This is a genomic window from Streptomyces sp. G7(2002) (genome assembly GCF_028870195.1).
Lineage (GTDB): Bacteria > Actinomycetota > Actinomycetes > Streptomycetales > Streptomycetaceae > Streptomyces > Streptomyces nigrescens.
Genome location: NZ_CP102609.1, coordinates 7,754,777 through 7,771,244, shown reverse-complemented (window position 1 = coordinate 7,771,244; position 16,468 = coordinate 7,754,777). Strand labels below are relative to the sequence as shown.

16 protein-coding genes and 3 pseudogenes are annotated in these 16,468 nt (G+C 67.9%); 8 read left to right on the top strand and 11 right to left on the bottom strand.

Annotated features, from left to right (window positions below; genetic code table 11):
• Window positions 1-333 precede the first annotated feature (333 nt).
• Window positions 334-1,215, top strand: a complete 882-nt coding sequence (locus tag NUT86_RS33275) for a SigB/SigF/SigG family RNA polymerase sigma factor (protein WP_446750798.1) — start codon at window positions 334-336, stop codon at window positions 1,213-1,215.
• Between the two features lie 72 nt (window positions 1,216-1,287).
• Here the strand turns inward: NUT86_RS33275 and NUT86_RS33270 are convergent.
• Window positions 1,288-1,422, bottom strand: a pseudogene (locus NUT86_RS33270) (plasmid stabilization protein); the annotation flags it as partial.
• 965 nt (window positions 1,423-2,387) lie between these two features.
• On the opposite strand from NUT86_RS33270, the gene NUT86_RS33265 reads away from it, so the two are divergent.
• Complete coding sequence (locus tag NUT86_RS33265) at window positions 2,388-2,531, top strand: hypothetical protein (RefSeq protein ID WP_274739024.1); 144 nt, start codon at window positions 2,388-2,390, stop codon at window positions 2,529-2,531.
• A gap of 355 nt (window positions 2,532-2,886) precedes the next feature.
• Here the strand turns inward: NUT86_RS33265 and NUT86_RS33260 are convergent, their stop codons facing one another.
• From NUT86_RS33260 to NUT86_RS33240, 4 genes are all read right to left on the bottom strand, one after another.
• A complete protein-coding gene (locus tag NUT86_RS33260; protein WP_078886116.1) occupies window positions 2,887-3,066 on the bottom strand; it encodes a CsbD family protein in 180 nt (59 codons plus the stop codon).
• Between the two features lie 442 nt (window positions 3,067-3,508).
• Complete coding sequence (locus NUT86_RS33255; protein WP_274739020.1) at window positions 3,509-3,955, bottom strand: hypothetical protein; 447 nt, start codon at window positions 3,953-3,955, stop codon at window positions 3,509-3,511.
• Window positions 3,956-4,357: 402 nt separating this feature from the next.
• Window positions 4,358-4,600: a hypothetical protein gene (locus tag NUT86_RS33245; RefSeq protein ID WP_274740705.1), complete on the bottom strand. Its 243-nt coding sequence runs from the start codon at window positions 4,598-4,600 to the stop codon at window positions 4,358-4,360.
• Window positions 4,601-4,739: 139 nt separating this feature from the next.
• Window positions 4,740-6,053 carry a polyprenyl synthetase family protein gene (locus NUT86_RS33240; protein WP_446750797.1) on the bottom strand — a complete coding sequence of 438 codons (1,314 nt, stop codon included), beginning with the start codon at window positions 6,051-6,053 and terminating at the stop codon, window positions 4,740-4,742.
• 573 nt (window positions 6,054-6,626) lie between these two features.
• On the opposite strand from NUT86_RS33240, the pseudogene NUT86_RS33235 reads away from it, so the two are divergent.
• From NUT86_RS33235 to NUT86_RS33215, 4 genes and pseudogenes are all read left to right on the top strand, one after another.
• Window positions 6,627-7,183, top strand: a pseudogene (locus NUT86_RS33235) (hemerythrin domain-containing protein).
• Between the two features lie 304 nt (window positions 7,184-7,487).
• Window positions 7,488-8,138, top strand: coding sequence for a carbonic anhydrase (locus NUT86_RS33230; RefSeq protein ID WP_274739016.1), 651 nt, complete (start codon window positions 7,488-7,490; stop codon window positions 8,136-8,138).
• A 685-nt stretch (window positions 8,139-8,823) separates the two neighbouring features.
• Entirely contained in the window at window positions 8,824-9,903 is a 1,080-nt protein-coding gene (locus tag NUT86_RS33220; protein ID WP_274739014.1) for a fatty acid desaturase family protein, read from the top strand.
• 214 nt (window positions 9,904-10,117) lie between these two features.
• Window positions 10,118-10,486 carry a peptidase inhibitor family I36 protein gene (locus tag NUT86_RS33215; protein WP_274739012.1) on the top strand — a complete coding sequence of 123 codons (369 nt, stop codon included), beginning with the start codon at window positions 10,118-10,120 and terminating at the stop codon, window positions 10,484-10,486.
• 216 nt (window positions 10,487-10,702) lie between these two features.
• On the opposite strand, the gene NUT86_RS33210 is transcribed toward NUT86_RS33215, so the two are convergent.
• A protein-coding gene (locus NUT86_RS33210) for an IS5 family transposase (protein ID WP_274739011.1) occupies window positions 10,703-11,523 on the bottom strand; the annotation gives its coding sequence in 2 pieces (ribosomal slippage) (window positions 10,703-11,163 and window positions 11,163-11,523; 822 coding nt in all).
• A 190-nt stretch (window positions 11,524-11,713) separates the two neighbouring features.
• Between NUT86_RS33210 and NUT86_RS33205 the strand changes: the two genes are divergently transcribed.
• Window positions 11,714-11,974 (top strand): hypothetical protein, encoded by a 261-nt coding sequence (locus tag NUT86_RS33205; RefSeq protein WP_274739010.1) that lies wholly within the window; start codon window positions 11,714-11,716, stop codon window positions 11,972-11,974.
• Between the two features lie 38 nt (window positions 11,975-12,012).
• Here NUT86_RS33205 and NUT86_RS33200 read toward each other — a convergent pair whose 3' ends face one another.
• The 4 genes from NUT86_RS33200 to NUT86_RS33185 form a co-directional block, all read right to left on the bottom strand.
• Entirely contained in the window at window positions 12,013-12,165 is a 153-nt protein-coding gene (locus NUT86_RS33200) for a hypothetical protein (protein WP_274739008.1), read from the bottom strand.
• Between the two features lie 515 nt (window positions 12,166-12,680).
• Window positions 12,681-13,103, bottom strand: coding sequence for a hypothetical protein (locus NUT86_RS33195; RefSeq protein ID WP_274739007.1), 423 nt, complete (start codon window positions 13,101-13,103; stop codon window positions 12,681-12,683).
• A gap of 549 nt (window positions 13,104-13,652) precedes the next feature.
• Entirely contained in the window at window positions 13,653-14,705 is a 1,053-nt protein-coding gene (locus NUT86_RS33190) for a hypothetical protein (RefSeq protein ID WP_274739005.1), read from the bottom strand.
• A 118-nt stretch (window positions 14,706-14,823) separates the two neighbouring features.
• Window positions 14,824-14,991, bottom strand: a complete 168-nt coding sequence (locus tag NUT86_RS33185) for a hypothetical protein (protein WP_274740794.1) — start codon at window positions 14,989-14,991, stop codon at window positions 14,824-14,826.
• Window positions 14,992-15,001: 10 nt separating this feature from the next.
• On the opposite strand from NUT86_RS33185, the gene NUT86_RS33180 reads away from it, so the two are divergent.
• Window positions 15,002-15,301, top strand: coding sequence for a hypothetical protein (locus tag NUT86_RS33180; protein WP_274740792.1), 300 nt, complete (start codon window positions 15,002-15,004; stop codon window positions 15,299-15,301).
• A 234-nt stretch (window positions 15,302-15,535) separates the two neighbouring features.
• Here NUT86_RS33180 and NUT86_RS33175 read toward each other — a convergent pair.
• A pseudogene (locus NUT86_RS33175) lies at window positions 15,536-16,116 on the bottom strand (IS5 family transposase); the annotation flags it as partial.
• Window positions 16,117-16,468: the final 352 nt, after the last annotated feature.

Sequence of the window (16,468 nt, the reverse complement as noted above, 5' to 3'; positions counted from 1 at the left end):
GAGAGTGGTTTCACCAGGCCGGACTGCGGCTTTCGTCTCGCGCTACCCGGCGGGCCGAACAAGTAACCGGCCCTGCCGCGCCAGGTACGGGCGCGGCGGATGTCACCCAGTCCGGCGGTACGAACCCCCGAGTCAACTGCCTGTGGAGTCGGTCAGTCCCGCGTGCATGGCCGTGATGCTCGTTCCGCACCCGACGCCGCATCGAACGGTCAGGCGTCAGGTTCACCAGTTTCCGATGGGGTGAGCGGACCCGACGCGACTGGCAGGGTGTGCTCGTGGAGGTGTCGGGTAGGGGCCTGGCGACGGGGGCTCAGCAACCGGAGGGAGCCGGCCATGAGCGACAGCACCATAACGGCAGGAACGGCGATGGAGGCCGCGTCGAAGGTGTGTGCTGTCCCGGACCCGACGGTGCTGCCGCAGATCGAGGACCCTCAGCACATGGCTCCCGGCGATGCGCGCGAGCTCACGAAGGTCTTCCTGCTGCGACTTGACGCGCTGGAAGAGGGGACGCGTGAGTACCAGTACGTGCGCAACACCCTTATCGAGATGAACCTGACCTTGGTGCGCTACGTCGCCCGGCGTTTCTCCGGCCGCCGGGAATCCGTCGAGGACATGCTGCAGGTCGGCACGATCGGTCTGATCAAGGCCATCGACCGCTACGACACCTCGCGTGGCGTGGAGTTCACCACGCTCGCCGTCCCCTACATCCAGGGTGAGATCAAGCGGTTCTTCCGTGACACGACCTGGTCGGTCCACGTGCCCCGGCGTCTGCAGGAACTGCGCATCGATCTTGCCCGCGCCCGCGAACAGCTCGAAGGCCAGGGCGTTCACGAGCCGACTGTCGCCGATCTCGCCGCTCACCTTGATCTAGACGAGGCGGAGGTGGGGGAAGGAGTTGTTGCCTCGAACGGCTACGAGAGTGACTCCATAGACCGGCCCGTTCAAGCCTCCGGCTCCAAGCAGCAGACCGGCTTTGTCGCCGACCTCATCGGCGCCGAAGATCCTGCCCTCGCACTGGCCGAGGACATCCTGGCTCTCAAGCCGCACCTGGCCGAGCTCGGCGACCGCGACCGCACTCTCCTCGAACTCCGCTTCGGCGCCGAGATGACGCAGTGCGACATCGGCGAGGAACTCGGCCTCTCCCAGATGCACGTCTCCCGCCTCATCACCCGCATCTGCACACACCTGCGGGAAGTGATGCTGGCTACCGACTGACTGCACAGCACCTCAACTGCTGTGCGCAGCCTGCCGCTTGTCTCCGTATGGCCTGCCTGGGCAAGGGGTTGAGCGGCCGACGGACCGCCGCAGCTGCTCCTTGTTGATGGTGGAACGGACTTCGATGTTCTTCTTCTTGGCCTCTTCGTAGTGCTGGTCCTTTGTCGGATCGCCCGGTCCGCGGTGGGAGCGTTCGCCGCCTCGACGCGTGCAGGCCACCGCCTCGGGGTGCAGAGTCGACCGAGTTATGTAGTGCCGGAGGAGCAATCACAACTGCGAAGGGGTCCAAGTCGTCAGCTGCATTGACTCCCCCGGCGTTCCGGGCCGGTGTCAGCTAACGGCACGGCCTGGTCGGGTGGCCTCCGTCGCCGACGTGCCGACCACGAAGGGAATCGGGTGCTTCGCTGCGCGAGAGGGGCGGCATCAGCCGGAATCACGAGCGGCTGAGGGGTCCGTCGGCCATCCTGGGGCACCCATCCGCGGCGCAGGGGGAAGCCGACCGCTGTCGCCTCGGGAGCAAAGGGCTGGCAACGGGTGGGCTAACTGCTGAGCTCCTCGGGTAGGGACGGGCGGCCCACCGGTTCAGACGTCTCAATTAATCCCGGGAGAGGGAAACAGGGGCAAGGACGTTGACGAACAGCCATCCATTCGGCGCAGCGCCCGAGGGCTTCCGGCTGGCCGGTGGGGTACGCCACGCGCTTGGTATGCGCCGTGATGCGGGTTGCGCTGGGGTTTGTCTTCTTCCGTCGTCCTGGTGACTTGGGGGCGAGGCTATTTCTGGCGGGCCGAAGCGATGGATCACTGAGATCGTGTCGGCGCCCGTCGGTTCCTTGGGGTGTTCCGGCGGTGAGCAGGGCGCGACCAGAATTGCGGACCGGGTAGTGGCGAAGAGCGCCGCACGGGCCGCCCGGAAGGCGCGGGTGCTGCTCCCCACGCCGCAGCGCACCCGTTGACGGGCCAGGGCTGGTGGCGGCCCGTCGTCATCGCCGCGCTGGCCATGTTGCTGATGCTGTGGTGGCTGCTGATCCAGCACATGATCCTCGTCGACAGCGGCAACGGTGAGGGCGCCCTGCGCGGCCGGGCTCTGGAGGCAGCCCTCACGGCCGAATCGGAGGCGCCGGACGGCGCTGACGGGGCCGGTGCGCTACTGACCGGCGCCGGAGGTGAGCGCCGTGCTGGCGCTTGCCCCGCACGCCGGCCCGGGGACCGTCGTCCGGCGGCTGTCGGACGAGTCGGGGGCGCACGCCCGCCGCTCGGCCGGGCACCAGCGGCTGCCGGGCGAGGTCCGGCTAATGGGCGAATTCTCTTTGGTCTGACCGCTGCCGCCGCAGAGCTGAAACCCCTGACTACCACCCGTCATCAAGGTGCTATCGAGCCGGTTCCGCGCTTCCGCCGAGCCCGTCGCCGCCGTCTACGACCTACGCCCGGCTCTGTGCTCACACTGGCACGGCTCAGATCACCCAGGGCAACCTCGCCCAGACGTATAAAGGGCTGGGTCGCCTAGATCGGCCGCCACCGACGACGGATTCTGGCGCATTCGCCCACCTGCGCGCCCAGTTTCCCTCGGGCGTGCTTCACCCGTCGCCCGGCACCCATAACGCGGGGGGACCGAATTGCGCGTAGGTGGGAGGCAACACAGAGTTTCGGAACGTGACCTACCGCTCCATGCAATTAGCCTCTGTTCTTGAAAGTGTCCTTCGCCTTCTCCTTGGCCTCACGGGCGGCACCCTTGCTCTGCTGCGCTTGACCTTTGACGGTCATGCCCTCGTTGCCGACGGATCGACCGGCTTCTTTCTTCACCGTGCCTTTGACCTGCTCGGCCTTCGCCTTCGCCTTTTCGCTCGCGCTCACGATTCGCCTCTTTCTCGCACCCCGCTACTGGAAGCAATAATCGCACACAGTGCATTCGAATAGTTCGAACCAACAGGGAAAATGCCGCCCCGTGATGCACATGCCACAAAGCCACGAAACCGCGGCAGGCTCTGGCCTGTGTTCGGCATATGTGACCCGCCCGCCCCAGCTGGGACGCCCCAGGGGCGATTCGCCGGCCTGAAGCCCACGGCCGTCTTGGGTCAGTGACGGTTGCGGGCTTCCGGAGGCTCCGCCGAACAGCCGGGCGACGGCATGGCTACCCGACAGCGCCGGGCGGCGTGCCGCTCGGCGCTTGTCGCGGGGTACGCAGTGACGCTCTCCGCTTGCCGTGCTGGCGGCGCGCTGGAGGCCGACTCGGCCACCTCGGCGAGTGGCTCACGGCTCGTGCGCGATGATGCGGACGACTGGCTCGGCTCATGACCTACCGCTGGGCAGGTCGATGTCCGAATAGGTGTCGCTTGTGACGGTGTCCGTCACCGTCGGGTCGGCCATCCCGAGGAGAGCTGCCGTCCTGCCGTGCCGCTGTTCCCAGGTCGCTCCTCGCGTCAGGGGGGTCGACGCGGCCCTCGTCGTCCGTGCTGCGTGCAGCGGCTGCATCGTGGCGCTCCCCCTTGAGCGCTTGACGCATTGCGTTCTTTTTGCGGCTGGTTCGGCGCATGCCGCCGAGCAGCAGACTCAGCCCGAGCACTGCCACCGCGCCGACGATGGCACCCAAGAGGAACAACATGCCGGTGGATCCGGTCATGTGGAATCCGAAAACCTTGAACGCTGCCGTCAGCTCGTGTGCGCTGCCCATGTTGGTGACAACGGCGGCGACGCCGACGACTACCGCAGCGATCAAGAGGATGACTCCGAGAATCACAATCATGACGAGCTCCTGATAATCACCCGAAAGCGCTGTTCTCAGGCTGCACCCATCCGCTCGCAGGCACCACCGGGCGCCTTCTTCAGCACCTTGCGCGCAATGCGAGAGCCCCACGTTTCGATCACCGTCAGAGAAGAACGAGAGCGCGCACAGGTCCTTCCGCCGGAGCGCTACGCGCCCGAGGCGGACCGCAGCAAGGAGGACGCAGGCAGGAGAAGGTGCCACCGGCGAGCTAGGTGAGAGCGAGATCAAGGGTGGCGAATGCCGCGCGGCGCAGACCGAGGAGAAGGGCATGAGGAAGACCGGTACCAAGGGGCGCTCCCGTCGGCCAGCCGCTACCCGGGATGCCGAGGCGCACACCGGCGTGGACCCGCAATCCCGTGAGAGCGGGGCCCGCCGGTGCCGTCAGCGCCGGTGCAGGAGGCCGCCGTCCTTCTCGTACTGGGCCAGCGCCAGGCCGAGGCCGAAGAAGGTGGGGGCCCATTCGCCGACGAAGATGCCCCACCGGTCGGCGCGGTCCACGTCGGCGGACTTCTCCAGTTTGGCGGAGGTGGCCCAGCTCAGGAACGAGATGCCGATGGAACCCAGAGCGGCGCAGTAGGCGTGCTCGCTGCGCAGCCCGGCTTCGTGCAGCTTCTTGATGATCACAGCGTTCTCCTCGGTGAGGGCGTCGGTCCTCAAAGGAGATCACCGTGCTACGGGCCGCGCTCCTCGTGCTGCGCCGAATGCATGGAACGAGGTCGGGCGCGGGCAGGAAGCAATCCCCTGCTCCATCGCGCTCTGCCATTCACCAGCGGTCGGCTTCGGCGGTACTGCCTGACGGTGGTGACGGTGGGCCCGCCTCGTCCGTCGGCTGCGAGGTGAATGATCCGGTGGTGGCGGGTGTGCCGGCTGCTGCGCGCGCCAGGGCGTGGAGTCTGCGGCGGGCGCTGGTTTCCAGATTGGCTGAGGTCAGGTGGTGCATGCTTTGCGTGACGAGCTGGGCGATCTTCGTCTCGACCGCACTTCGGGCACCGGTGATGACGAGTACGTGCCGTACCGCTGCGAGGTCTGCGGGCGTCAGGTCGCGGGCACCCGCACAGCCTTCCAGCACAGCAAGGGATGCCTCGTCGCCGTTGGCCACGGCGCGTGCGCGGGCGATGGCGACGAGAGGGGTGAGCTTGCCCTCCCGGATGTCGTCGCCCGAAGGCTTTCCGGTCTGTCCGGGGTCACCGAAGGCGCCATGGAGGTCATCGCGGAGTTGGAAGGCGATTCCGGCGCTGCGGCCGGCTGCGCGCAGCGCCCGGGTGGTGGCTTCGTCGGCGCCGGCCAGGGCGGCGCCGAGCGCGAGGGGGCGCTCCACCGAATACAAACCGCTCTTGAGGTAGGCGATGCGGATCGCCTCGGACAGGGACATCGATCCGGTGGCCTGAGCGTGCAGGTCGAGGTATTGGCCTGCGGCCATCTCGGTTCGCATGGCGGTCCAAATGTCCCGGACCCCGCGGCCGGTCTCTGGTGGCAGTTCGAGGTGGACGACAGTGTCGTCTGCCCAGGCCAGCGCGAGGTCACCACCAAGGAGGGCTGCAGCGGCGCCCAGAGGTTCGCTTGCTCCCGGCCGATGAGCGGCGGCGTACTGGTTGGTGATGTCGGCATGCAGGGTGGGTCTGCCGCGGCGTAGGCGGGAGGCGTCCATCAGGTCGTCGTGCACGAGTGCACCGGTTTGGATGAGTTCGAGTGCGGCAGCGATGCGCAAAGCGCGGTGGACCTGGTCGTGGTCCTGGCCTCCCCGGCAGGCGCGCAAGGCCCACCACAGGAACTGTGACCGCATGCGTTTGCCGCCGTCGAGCGTGAACCGGGCGATGCGTTCGGCGACATCACGTCCGAAGACCCCGTCCAGGGCACAGGCTGAAGCCGTTCTGTCGCGCAGGACGTCAGCGAGCACGGAGCCGACGGCGGCCGGCACGTCCCGGTCGACGGATGTTGCTCCTCGCCACGTGATCGGGCGGCGGCGCCCGGGACCGCGGGCACAGGCGCGGCCCGGAGGGTCCGGCTGCTGCGAGCCCCTGGGAAAGGCCGGGGAGTGATGGGTGCGGGAGGGTTTCTCTGCCCACGTGTGGCGCATTCCCTCTCCTCTGTGACATCGCATTCGGCGGTGGTGGCAGCAGGCAGCAACGAAGCGCCGTTCACTCAGTCGATCACGATCGTCGCTTCCCGACATGCGGGTGTCTGGCGAGGCCCCACGTCGCACTGCGCCGACCCTGCCGCCCTGCGGGCCTGCTACGTCGAGGAGAGGAAGCGTCCGTTGGGGTTGTTGTTGGCCCTGTGCCGCCGGACGCCCCGGGGAGTGGGGGTGGGCACAGGGCCGCCGGCCGGTGAGGGTGGCCGGGACATGGGGGCACGGAACGGATCGTTTGCCGCTCAAGCGGTGTCGTCGGCCCTGTGCCCGCCGGGCGAACCTGGAATGGGAGGCGGGGCACAGGGCCGCCGGCCGGTGAGGGTGGCCGGGACGATGGGCACAGAACGCACCGCGCCCGCCGTGATGATGCCGCTTCCCGGGACGGGCGGGCGGGCGCCACGCCCATCGGTCAGGCAGTTGGGGGAATTCTGCACATACCGGTGTTGTGCGGGCGGCGTCCGGGAACTCGTGGGTGCGTCAGCCGGGTGGGCCGGCTGCCCAAGTGAGAGGCGGCGTGCCGTGGGGCATGGCGGCGATGTGGTTGCGGAGCTGACCGCCGACCACCGTGAGGTCGACGAGCTCTTCCATCAGTTCGAGGACGCTCCTCCCGGCAGTGAGGCCCGCGGGCGTCTGGTGGCTGCGCTGACGATCGAGCTGGTGCGGCACTCCGTCGCCGAGGAGCAGTACCTCTACCCCGCGGTGCGCAAACACCTCGAGGGCGGGCACTCTTTGGCAGACAAGGAGCTCGCCGATCACGCCCGCGTCGAGCACCTGCTCAAGGACCTCCAGCATCGCGAGCCCACGGACAAGGACTTCGACCGTCTGATGGTGAAACTGCGGACCGAAGTGACCGCGCACGTCGATGACGAGGAGAACAACCTTTCCCGCAGATGCGCAACAACGTCGACGCAGCCGTCCTGGAGGACCTGGGCGACAAGATCCGCCGGGCAAAGAAGACCGCCCCTACCCGCCCGCACCCCGCTGCCCCGACTACCCCGCCGGCCAACAAGGCGCTCGCACCGGGACTGGGGCTGATGGACCGGGTGCGGGACTACCTCACCGGCCGCGGCCAATAGCCCGGCACACCAACACCAGGGGAGCGCGGGGCCCAGGCGGCACAGGCGCGGTGCCGATGAGACGGCGCAGCCGCGTGCCCTGCCGAGCAGTTCGGGCCGAAACCCGCCAAGGCGAGCGAGCACCCGCGGGCCGGACGCCTGACGGGTGGAGAGCCGCGGTAACCATCGGTGGTGCTTGACGGTCAGCTGGTGGAGCTGCCGCCGGACAGCCGTTACCGCGGTGATGACAGCAAGCGCGTCACCCGTGCCTGCCTTTGGCGGCCCCGGCACTGCGGTGGGCTGGGGTCGGTCGTAGCCTGCGGGTATGACTGACGCCTCGCCTCCGTCCCCATCCGAAGCGGTCGAATTGCTGCTGGCCGGCAACCAGCGCTTCGTTGCCGGCGCTCCACAGCACCCCAACCAGGATGCCGCGCGCCGTGCCGAGACAGCTCCCGGCCAGCGCCCCTTCGCCGTGCTCTTCGGCTGTTCCGACTCGCGTCTGGCCGCCGAGATCATTTTCGACCAGGGCTTGGGTGACCTGTTCGTAGTCCGCACCGCAGGCCATGTCGCGGGGCCGGAGGTGCTGGGCAGCATCGAGTACGGGGTGAGCGTGCTGGACTGCCCGCTGGTCGTGGTGCTCGGCCACGACTCATGCGGTGCGGTCGCGGCCACCCGTGCCGCCCTGTCCGATGGCGTCGCCGCCACCGGGTACGTGCGCGACGTCATCGAACGCGTCACCCCCAGCGTCCTGGCCGCTCACGCAGCCGGGCTCACCAGCGACGACGACATCATCGCCGAACACATTCGCCACACCGTCGACCTGCTCCTGGACCGCTCCCGGGCACTCGCCGACCAAGTCGCCGCCGGACGCACGGCCGTGGTGGGCCTGTCCTACCGGCTGGCCGACGGCAGCGCCCGACTGGTCACCTCTCACGGTCTGCAGACAAAAGCGGCCACCACCGGCCCGGCATCCTGAACAGCTCGGCTGCCGCACCGGACGCCCTGGGGGCTACACCGGTTCGGCAGCCGGGAGACATCACCCCGAACCGGGCCCTTACGAGCACATCAAGGAGCAGGCCAGGAACACGGCACGTCCGAGAAGCGTGCCAAGGAAGTCGCCGCCCTCACCGTGAGCACGGAACGGGCCCGTCCCGGGGAGGTGAAGTCCCTCCTCGGCATCGAAGAACGCACGATTGACCTGAGCGCGATAACGCGCTGCGGCTGCGCTGTTCTGCGGAGGCTCCAAGCATGCGCGAGAATGGCCGTATGGGGCGACCGGGGGCTCCTTGGTAGCCAAGCCCCGCCTGAGAACCGGTCGGTGGTCATCTTCGCGGCATCATGAGCCCCCGGACCTTGAGTCGACGCCCGCACCGTGCACGGCTGATAGCCGGTTGTCACGGATCGCCTGGGCCCAAGGGCGGGGAGTGTGTCCCTGCCCGTCGATGATCAACACGCATGGGATGTCATCGAAGAGCACTTGACCCTCTGGGGGCCTCGACTCCAGCGGCGTATGTCCCGGATGGGAACGACTGGTCAGGTCTCCGGGCTCGCCAGCCGTGGTCCGACCTGAGCCGCACCGGTGATGACGGCACTCAGTGTGGCACTCCTTCGGTCTTGCACACGAGGTCAACCAAGCGCCCGGTACGAGAACGGAGAAGGCGATGGCACCGAGCAGTGATGCGCGGCAGCGCGCCGCCGGGGGCACGGGGGTGCGAGCTGTGCGGGGTGGCAGCGACTACGCCGAACTGTCCCGACGGGTCAGGAGCGCGGGACTGCTGCGCCGGCGTCCGCTCCGCAGTGCCGCCAGGCTGGTGGGGACCGGGGTGCTGACGGCCCTGGGCTGGATGCTCTTCGTCATCGTCGGCGACTCCTGGTGGCAGCTCGCCGTAGCCGTGGTTCTCGCCTTCGCCTTCACCCAGTGCGGTTTTCGCGGCCACGAGGCGGGCCACCGGCAGCTCTTCTCGAACAAGTGTGCCTGCGATCTGACCGGGCTGTTCTTCGGGAACCTGCTGATCGGGCTGGGGTTCGGCTGGTGGGTGGACAAGCACAACCGCCACCACGCGCACCCCAACCAGCCCGAACGCGACCCTGACATCGGCACGGGTGTTTTGGTGTTCATCCCGGGCGACGCGGCAGCCCGACGGGGCGTTCGTGCCTGGTGGACTCGCCATCAGGCAGCGCTGTTCTTTCCGCTGCTGCTGATGGAAGGGTGGAACCTGCACGTAGCATCGGTCCGCGCACTGCGCCACCGACGCCCGGGTGCTCCCGCACCGATCGCCGTCGAAGGGGCGCTGCTGCTCCTGCACGCCGCTGCCTACTTCACCGCCCTTGCGCTGGTCCTCTCCCCCGCCAAGCTGGTCGTGTTCACCCTGGTCCAGCAGGGCCTGTTCGGCTTGTACCTGGGGGCCTCGTTCGCGCCCAATCACAAAGGGATGCCGATGCCCTCAGCCGAAGACAAACTCGATTTCCTGCGCACTCAGGTCCTCACCTCACGCAACGTACGCGGTGGCCGGGTCACCGCGTACATGCTGGGCAGTCTGAACTACCAGATCGAACACCATCTGTTCCCGAGCATGCCCAGCCACTCACTGCCGCAGGCCCAGCTCCTGGTGCGTGAGCACTGCGAAGCACTCGGCCTGCCCTACGCCGAGACCGGCATCTTCGACTCCTACCGACAGGCGTTGGACCATCTGCACGCAGTCGGCGCCGGCGCTCCTCCACCGGCCGCGCACCCCGGCTAACGGCCTGGCCCCCCGTGCCCCCTGCACCGGCAGGCGTCCGCTCCTGCGCAGGGTGGTGCCAGTGCGGGTGAACCCTGCTTTGGCCAGGACGCGGAGCTGGTGTGAGGTCAACACGGGGCGCACGGCATTCCTCCTGGAGGTGATAGGCGCGCCTGCGGTCGTCCGGGATGATCAGCGAGGAGATCGCAACTAAGTCCCTGGAGGCTTCGTGCCCGTGTTCCCTCTGTTCCGCAAAGTCGCCCTTGCCGCTGCCTCGCTCGTGCTGGTCACCTCTCCGGCCGCCTTGGCTGCGCCGGCGCCGAAAGCAGCCGAGCCTTGTTATGTGGAGCACTTCTGCCTGTGGGGGCGCGGGCAGTTCGAAGGGCCGATGGCTTCCTACACCAAGGGCAGCCGGAACGTGGCCGGCCAGGGCCTTACGCGGGGCGGCTGGTCAGCGTGGAACCGCACCAGCGAGGCATGGTGCCTGTGGTACAAGCCCGGCTACGCGGGCGGTGGAAAGGAGGTCGTGAAGCCGGGTCAGAAGTTGTCGGTGACCTTCTACGCGTTCAAGTCGCTCCTGCCGCGCAGCGACTGGAGGTGCTGACCTCCGGCTCCCCCATCGACAAGTGAAGCTGTCCGACTCGGGCGTGGTCGGCGACTCCTTGCCCGCGGAGCGGGATGCCACCTTCCAGGCGCTCACGCACCGCCCGGCAACCGGCCCCTGAATTCCTGGCGCGCGTGGATCTCCGGCCCGGTTGACGCACGCACGGGGAGACGATGGCGGCCCGGACCGGAGACCTGGACGTGACACTAAGAGGAGCTAACACAATGCTCGGACGCGCCGGTAGGTGATCACGCAGCAGGCCAGCTTGAGGAATGCTTCGTGGATGTCGTCACGGATGTCCCATCGGATCCGCAGGCGGCGGAAGCCGTGGATCCAGGCGTTCGTGCGCTCTACCACCCAGCGGACGGTTCCGAGCCCGGAACCGTGCGGTTCTCCGCGTCGCGCGATGACCGGCTTGATTCCGCGTTTCCACAGCAGGCGGCGGTACTTGTCGTAGTCGTAGCCACGGTCGGCGAACAGTTGCCGCGGCCGGTGACGCGGCCTGCCGGTGCGGCCCTTGATGTGGGGTATCGCATCGAGCACGGGCAGCAGCTGGGTGACATCGTGCCGGTTGCCACCAGTCAGCGTGATGGCCAGCGGAGTACCGCGCGAGTCGGTGATCACATGGTGCTTCGAGCCCGGTCTGGCGCGGTCGACCGGGCTCGGGCCGGTTTTGGGCCGCCCCGACGTGCCTGGCGGTGCGAGCCATCGATCACCGCCCGCGACCAGTCCAGCTTCCCGGCCCGGTGCAGCTCGGTCAGCAGGACCTGGTGCAGCTGGTCCCACACCCCGGCCTCGTGCCAGTCCCGCAGCCGGCGCCAGCAGGTCATCCCCGAGCCGAAGCCGAGCTCCTGCGGCAGCCACTCCCACTGGATGCCGGTATGCAACACGAACAAGATCCCCTGCAGGCACTTGCGGTCATCCAGCGGCAACCGGCCCGGATTCCGACTCCGCCGGGGCCGCACCGGCAGCAACGGTTCAACCCGCACCCACAAGTCATCCGTCACCAGCCACGGCGGGCCCTGTCCCTTCCCCACAGCTTGTTCAACGAGACGCCACGAAACGGGACATGGTCCAACGAGCCCTTTCTGTTAGCTCCTCTAAGCAAATCGGACATCAGGCGCGAGTGACTCACGGGTGGCAGGCAGAGCGTTCTTCGAGAGCATGAAGCCGCACCGCCGCGTGGGCCTGGCAGGTGGCGGCGGAATTGGTTGGGGAGTGGTGGGTGTGAGCGGTCCGGTCGGCAGGGCGATATTGGACGTGGTCAAGAGCCGGGAGGGTCGGCTCTATATCGCGGCGGAGGGCATCGGCGGACTGCTGCGCGGTATCGACGAGGAGTACACGGCGCTCGCCGGGCCGGGTGGGTCCGTACGGGTGCCGGGGGCGGCGCGGAGGTGGAGTTGGACGGCGCCCCCTGTCCGCCTTCGCCTCGATGCTGACGCCCAGGCCGACGACCTCGGCATCCAGCTCATCCACCGCGACCCCTGAGGCGCGCCCGGCCGACTGGCTGTCTCGCGTGCGGACGGTCAGTCCCAGACCTCCGGTCCGCCGCCCTGCCACTCAATCAGCTTCCGATCGTCCAGCGTGATGACGCTGTCTTCGTTTCCTGCCTGCCGCAGGATGTCGACCACGTCGGCGGGGCCGTACGCCACACCGAGCACCACGTTACCGAGAACCACCGGCCGCCCTCCCTCACTGGACGGCGGAAGCACCTGCACAGGGGCGCCTTCCACCACGGCTCCACACTCCACCACAACGTCTGCCACCGCCCCCGCTACCACCCCGGGGCTGGGCCGGTGAGGTGCAACGCGCTCAACAGCGTGGCCCCGACCGGTTCGCCCGGCCGGGGCCACGTGTGTTCGCGGGGGACTTGAACACCCCTTCAACGATGGAGCAGGGCTCAGAGCAACGGGCAACGCGAGCACCTGGCAGCCGGAGGGCCGCAAGCTGTACTCGTGGCCGACCGGACAGCACCCCGGCCTGCTGTGCGCAGCGCCGCCCCTCCTGCGTCACTCCAGCCCCACCCGTAACGAAATCAACCAATCACACCCAGCGGCCTCCAGCGAAGGACAGCGCCCCCGGTATTGGTGCCCGCCGTCTTCGCGGCACAGTCGCGGCGGGCGGGGACGGCCGCGCCCGGCGGGTTTGCGCCTGCGGCCTGCTGGAGACGTTCCTGCGCGGTACCGTCCTTTCGTCAGCTTGTCTTCTTGCGCATCTTTACGCAGGAATTCATTGCGCCCGAACTCGGGTTCCAGTTGCAGACCTCAAACCACACGTTCTTGACGTTGTAGTAGGTCTCCCCTGGCCTGAACTCTCCGCCGAAGTCGTCAACCTGAGCCAGAAGGCCCCACTGCGCTCCTGAGGGGGTGTCGTAATGGCTCCGAATCGCACTCCCCCAGCCGTCCCCACCCCTCATGTCATTGAGGTTGATGTAGGAAAAATCTGCCTTGTACCAGCCGCCTCCCGTCGACTCGTAGCGGTAGTCAAGGGTGCCGTAACTGGCATTGTTCGAACTGGTTGCCTCGTACGTGGCCCAGTTCGTCCAGGCCGGCGTTGCCTCCGCCGGAGTGGCTGCCGTCAGAGCCATGGCCCCCACCGCCGCCATGGACGTCAGCACGTGACGGATCCGCACGTTTGCCCCCACTGGTCAAGCCTGCACCCCTGTGGCGCATGCCCCATGAAATGACGGAATGCTTCCATGGCGCCCGCATTGGGGCAATACCACATTCGAGCCACCTGTGAGGCGTCAGCCCTGCCTCCGGCCCACGGCCGGAGGGTCTCCTCACGGTGCGGCGGGCCGAGACCGTAGCGGCCGGGCCAGCCGCCGACCGTGAGGCGGGCATGCGGTTTGAGCGCGCCTCCGGGATCTCCTCCTCGACCTCGACGGAGACCACGCCACTGTGCGTCATTCGCTGTCTCGACCGCCGGCACTCATCTCCAAGGGGCCCGGGAGCGGCATCGACGCTGGTCACCGCCGGCGGTGCTTGCCCTTCCCCGGCAGCAGAACCGCCACGACAGTTGGCGCGGAAGGTCGCCGGGGCCCTGGAGGAGCCGCAGCCGGCTCCCGCGTAGCGCCGGAATCGCGCCGTCCTTGGACAGCGCGATTCCATGCAGGCGGGCCCCCGGATGCGGTTGATCCCCGGGGCCCGCTGCGTTGCCGGTAGAGCTACTGCACCAGCGCGGCGAGGGCCTGCTCAGCCATCTGCACGCCCATCGTGGCCGCGATGGTGGTCCCGGCCTCGATGAGCTTGTCTTTGACCTGGGTGGCGACCTGGCGCAGGCGGCCCGGCTCAGGGCTTTCGGAGGTCGCCTCAGCGTGGAGGTCCTGGGCGACGCGCTCCAACTCCGCGCGGTCCGTGTCGGACATACCCAGGGTGCTGCTGACCTGGCCGATGTATCCGGCGAGCTGGACGAACAGCGTCGGGTCGACGCCGTCGGTGTTGTTCTGGGTGAAGTGCTGCTGCTCGCCGATGATCACGCCCTTGGCGTTCGGCAGGTAGTTGTTGTAGGTGCTGCCGGGACGGGGCTGGTTGATGTGGTCCTGCACGCTTCCTCCTGCCAGGGCGCAGCTGACGCCCTGGGGTGTGATGGCGACCGTGGCGGGGTCGGTGTCGATGCGTTCGATCAGCTTGTGCTCTGCCAGGTAGACGAGCGCTTCGTGCAGGTCCTCGCCGGAGATGGCGGATCCGGCGAAGAAGGCGCCGGGCGCGGCGAAGAAGAGGGCCGGGTCGACGGGCTGCTGGTTGCCGGAGGTGTCGAACAGCCACCGCTGGAAGGCGTCCATGGCGTAGCGGAGCCGTGCGGCGCGGTCTCCCCGCAGCTTCGTCAATCGGTGGATCGCGGCACGGCCCGCATCGGTGAGGCAGACGTCGGACGTTCCGTCGAAGGTGCGCGCGACTTTCACTAGGTCACGCTGTTCCAGCTCGAAGACGAGCACGGAGGCGTCCTCGCCGTGCAGTTCCTGTTCTTGGATGAACCGGGTGACGTCGACGTAGTGTGACGGGTTCTGCTGTGCCTGCTCGTCCAGCCACAGCAGGAGTCGCGCCAGGATCGGATCGCCTTCGGCGGTGCCACGGCCGGGCACCGAGCCTCCTTCGGCTGACGTCCCCGTCTGGATCGGCACACGGATCGGATTTCGCCGGGCCGCGCGCTCATAGCCCTTAGCGATCTCCTTGAGGTGCTTCTCGATCGCGCGCTGATTGATGGAGTTGCGGGCCATGTTGCCCTCCTGTCGCAGATGCCTCAGCGCCAAGGGCACGGAGGGGGTACGACGACAGGCTGTTCGTTTCCGAGGCAGCCAAGGGGGTGCCCGCCGTGCCAGGCGGACGTCCCCTTCGTCAGTCGATCGGGACCAGGACGTCGTCTTCTTTCGGCAATGCGTACACCTGATATGCCACTGCGGTTCCGTCGTCGGCGTGCCGGACGGAGGTGCCGGTGCCGGTGAACCCGGCTTTGGCCAGGACGCGGCCGGAGGCGTCGGCAACGTTGGTATGCCACCGCGACACATGGGAGTTCGTGGCAGCACAGGTCGGCAATCACCCTCACTTCCGTACCCCGGCTCTGGAGGAACGCGACGGCGGCCTGGTGGCTGCGGTGCTCTCCGGCCGGTCCCTGGGCGCCATGCTGCTCTCGCTCTACCATCTCGCTGTGACCTCCCGGCGCGCTGAGGGCACCGAGGAGTGGGTCTCGTATGCCGACTGGGCCATGGCCGCGCAGGTGTACTACGCGACGGCGCGGTTGCTGAGCCGATCGTTCTGCGAAGAAGGTGATCCGGTCGTGGTGAAGATCGACGACCGAGTACCCGCTCGTCCGTAGGGGAAACACGCCGCGTTCGTGACGCTCTTCCAACGCGGCAAACCAGCCGCTGTGACTCTCCTCGTCCGCGGTCAGGGACCTGCCAGAGCGAGCCACCCGTTGCATGCGCCGACATGACGACGAGGAGCAGACTCGGTCCGTAACTGTTCCGGACTCGTCGTGTCTCCGCCGGGACGGTGTGCGCGCCGGGTCAACGAAGCTCCGTCCGACGCCGATGCGGGGCACGGAAACCTGCTCCAGCACCCGGTCGAGCTGGGGGCCGTCACCGTAGTGCCCGGGTGTCACAAGGAGCGCGAGGGGTCGGCATCGTCCCTCGGCGGCGAGGTGGATTTTGGTGATGAAGCCGCCGCGGGAGCGTCCCAGGCATTCGCCGATCTGACCACCTCCTCCAATCGGACGGCCAGTTTCCGCAGCACCGGACCGACCCGGTTTGTCCCCTGCCCGGCCCCCTTTTGAGGAACCGCGGCTGGGGGCACCTTCCTCGCGCCGGCGGCGTGCTGGTGAGCCCGCACCGCGGTGGAGTCCACTGACACGTCCCAGTCGATTCGGCCCTCAGCATCCTCGGCGGCCTGGACACGGGACAGCAGCATCGCCCACGTTCCGTCCGCTGACCAGCGGCGATGACCTTTGTAGACCGTCTCCCACGGCCCGAACCGCTCGGGAAGATCCCGCCACTGCACACCCGTCCGCACCCGGTACAGCACCCCGTTAGTCACCCGCCGATGATCACTCCACCGACCCCCACGCGCACCACCACGAGGCAAGAACGACTCCAGTCGATGCCACTCCGCATTCGTTAAATCCCCACGGCCCATGGAACCAGCCTGACCCCAACACCCCACCCACGTCCGGAGATCCGAGAAACAGTGCCTAGTTTTCGAGCGGCCGGAGCCGCGGCAGCACCTGCAACGGAGGCGATCAGCTACAGCGTCAGCACATCGTCGAAGATCCGGTAGCTCACCAAGTCGATACTCCCGGGCAGCGCCTCTTAACTCACGAAAGTGCCGACAGCTGCATTGTGTAATCGCGGCGAGAGTCGCTACCTAGTCTGCACTCAAGGTCGCGCCGCGCCACCCAGCCGCTGGGCACACGGTCGTTAGAGACCTCGCGTGTGCACACCCGGCATCTCGGAAACGCGATGGATAGGCCGATGGGAAACGGCATACG

Bases quoted from the DNA above. Each gene is read 5' to 3' on its own strand.
- NUT86_RS33275 (WP_446750798.1), top strand. From the start codon at position 334: ATGAGCGACAGCACCATAACGGCAGGAACGGCGATGGAGGCCGCGTCG.
- NUT86_RS33255 (WP_274739020.1), bottom strand. From the start codon at position 3,955: ATGATTGTGATTCTCGGAGTCATCCTCTTGATCGCTGCGGTAGTCGTC.
- NUT86_RS33240 (WP_446750797.1), bottom strand. From the start codon at position 6,053: ATGCGCCACACGTGGGCAGAGAAACCCTCCCGCACCCATCACTCCCCG.
- NUT86_RS33230 (WP_274739016.1), top strand. From the start codon at position 7,488: ATGACTGACGCCTCGCCTCCGTCCCCATCCGAAGCGGTCGAATTGCTG.
- NUT86_RS33220 (WP_274739014.1), top strand. From the start codon at position 8,824: ATGGCACCGAGCAGTGATGCGCGGCAGCGCGCCGCCGGGGGCACGGGG.
- NUT86_RS33190 (WP_274739005.1), bottom strand. From the start codon at position 14,705: ATGGCCCGCAACTCCATCAATCAGCGCGCGATCGAGAAGCACCTCAAG.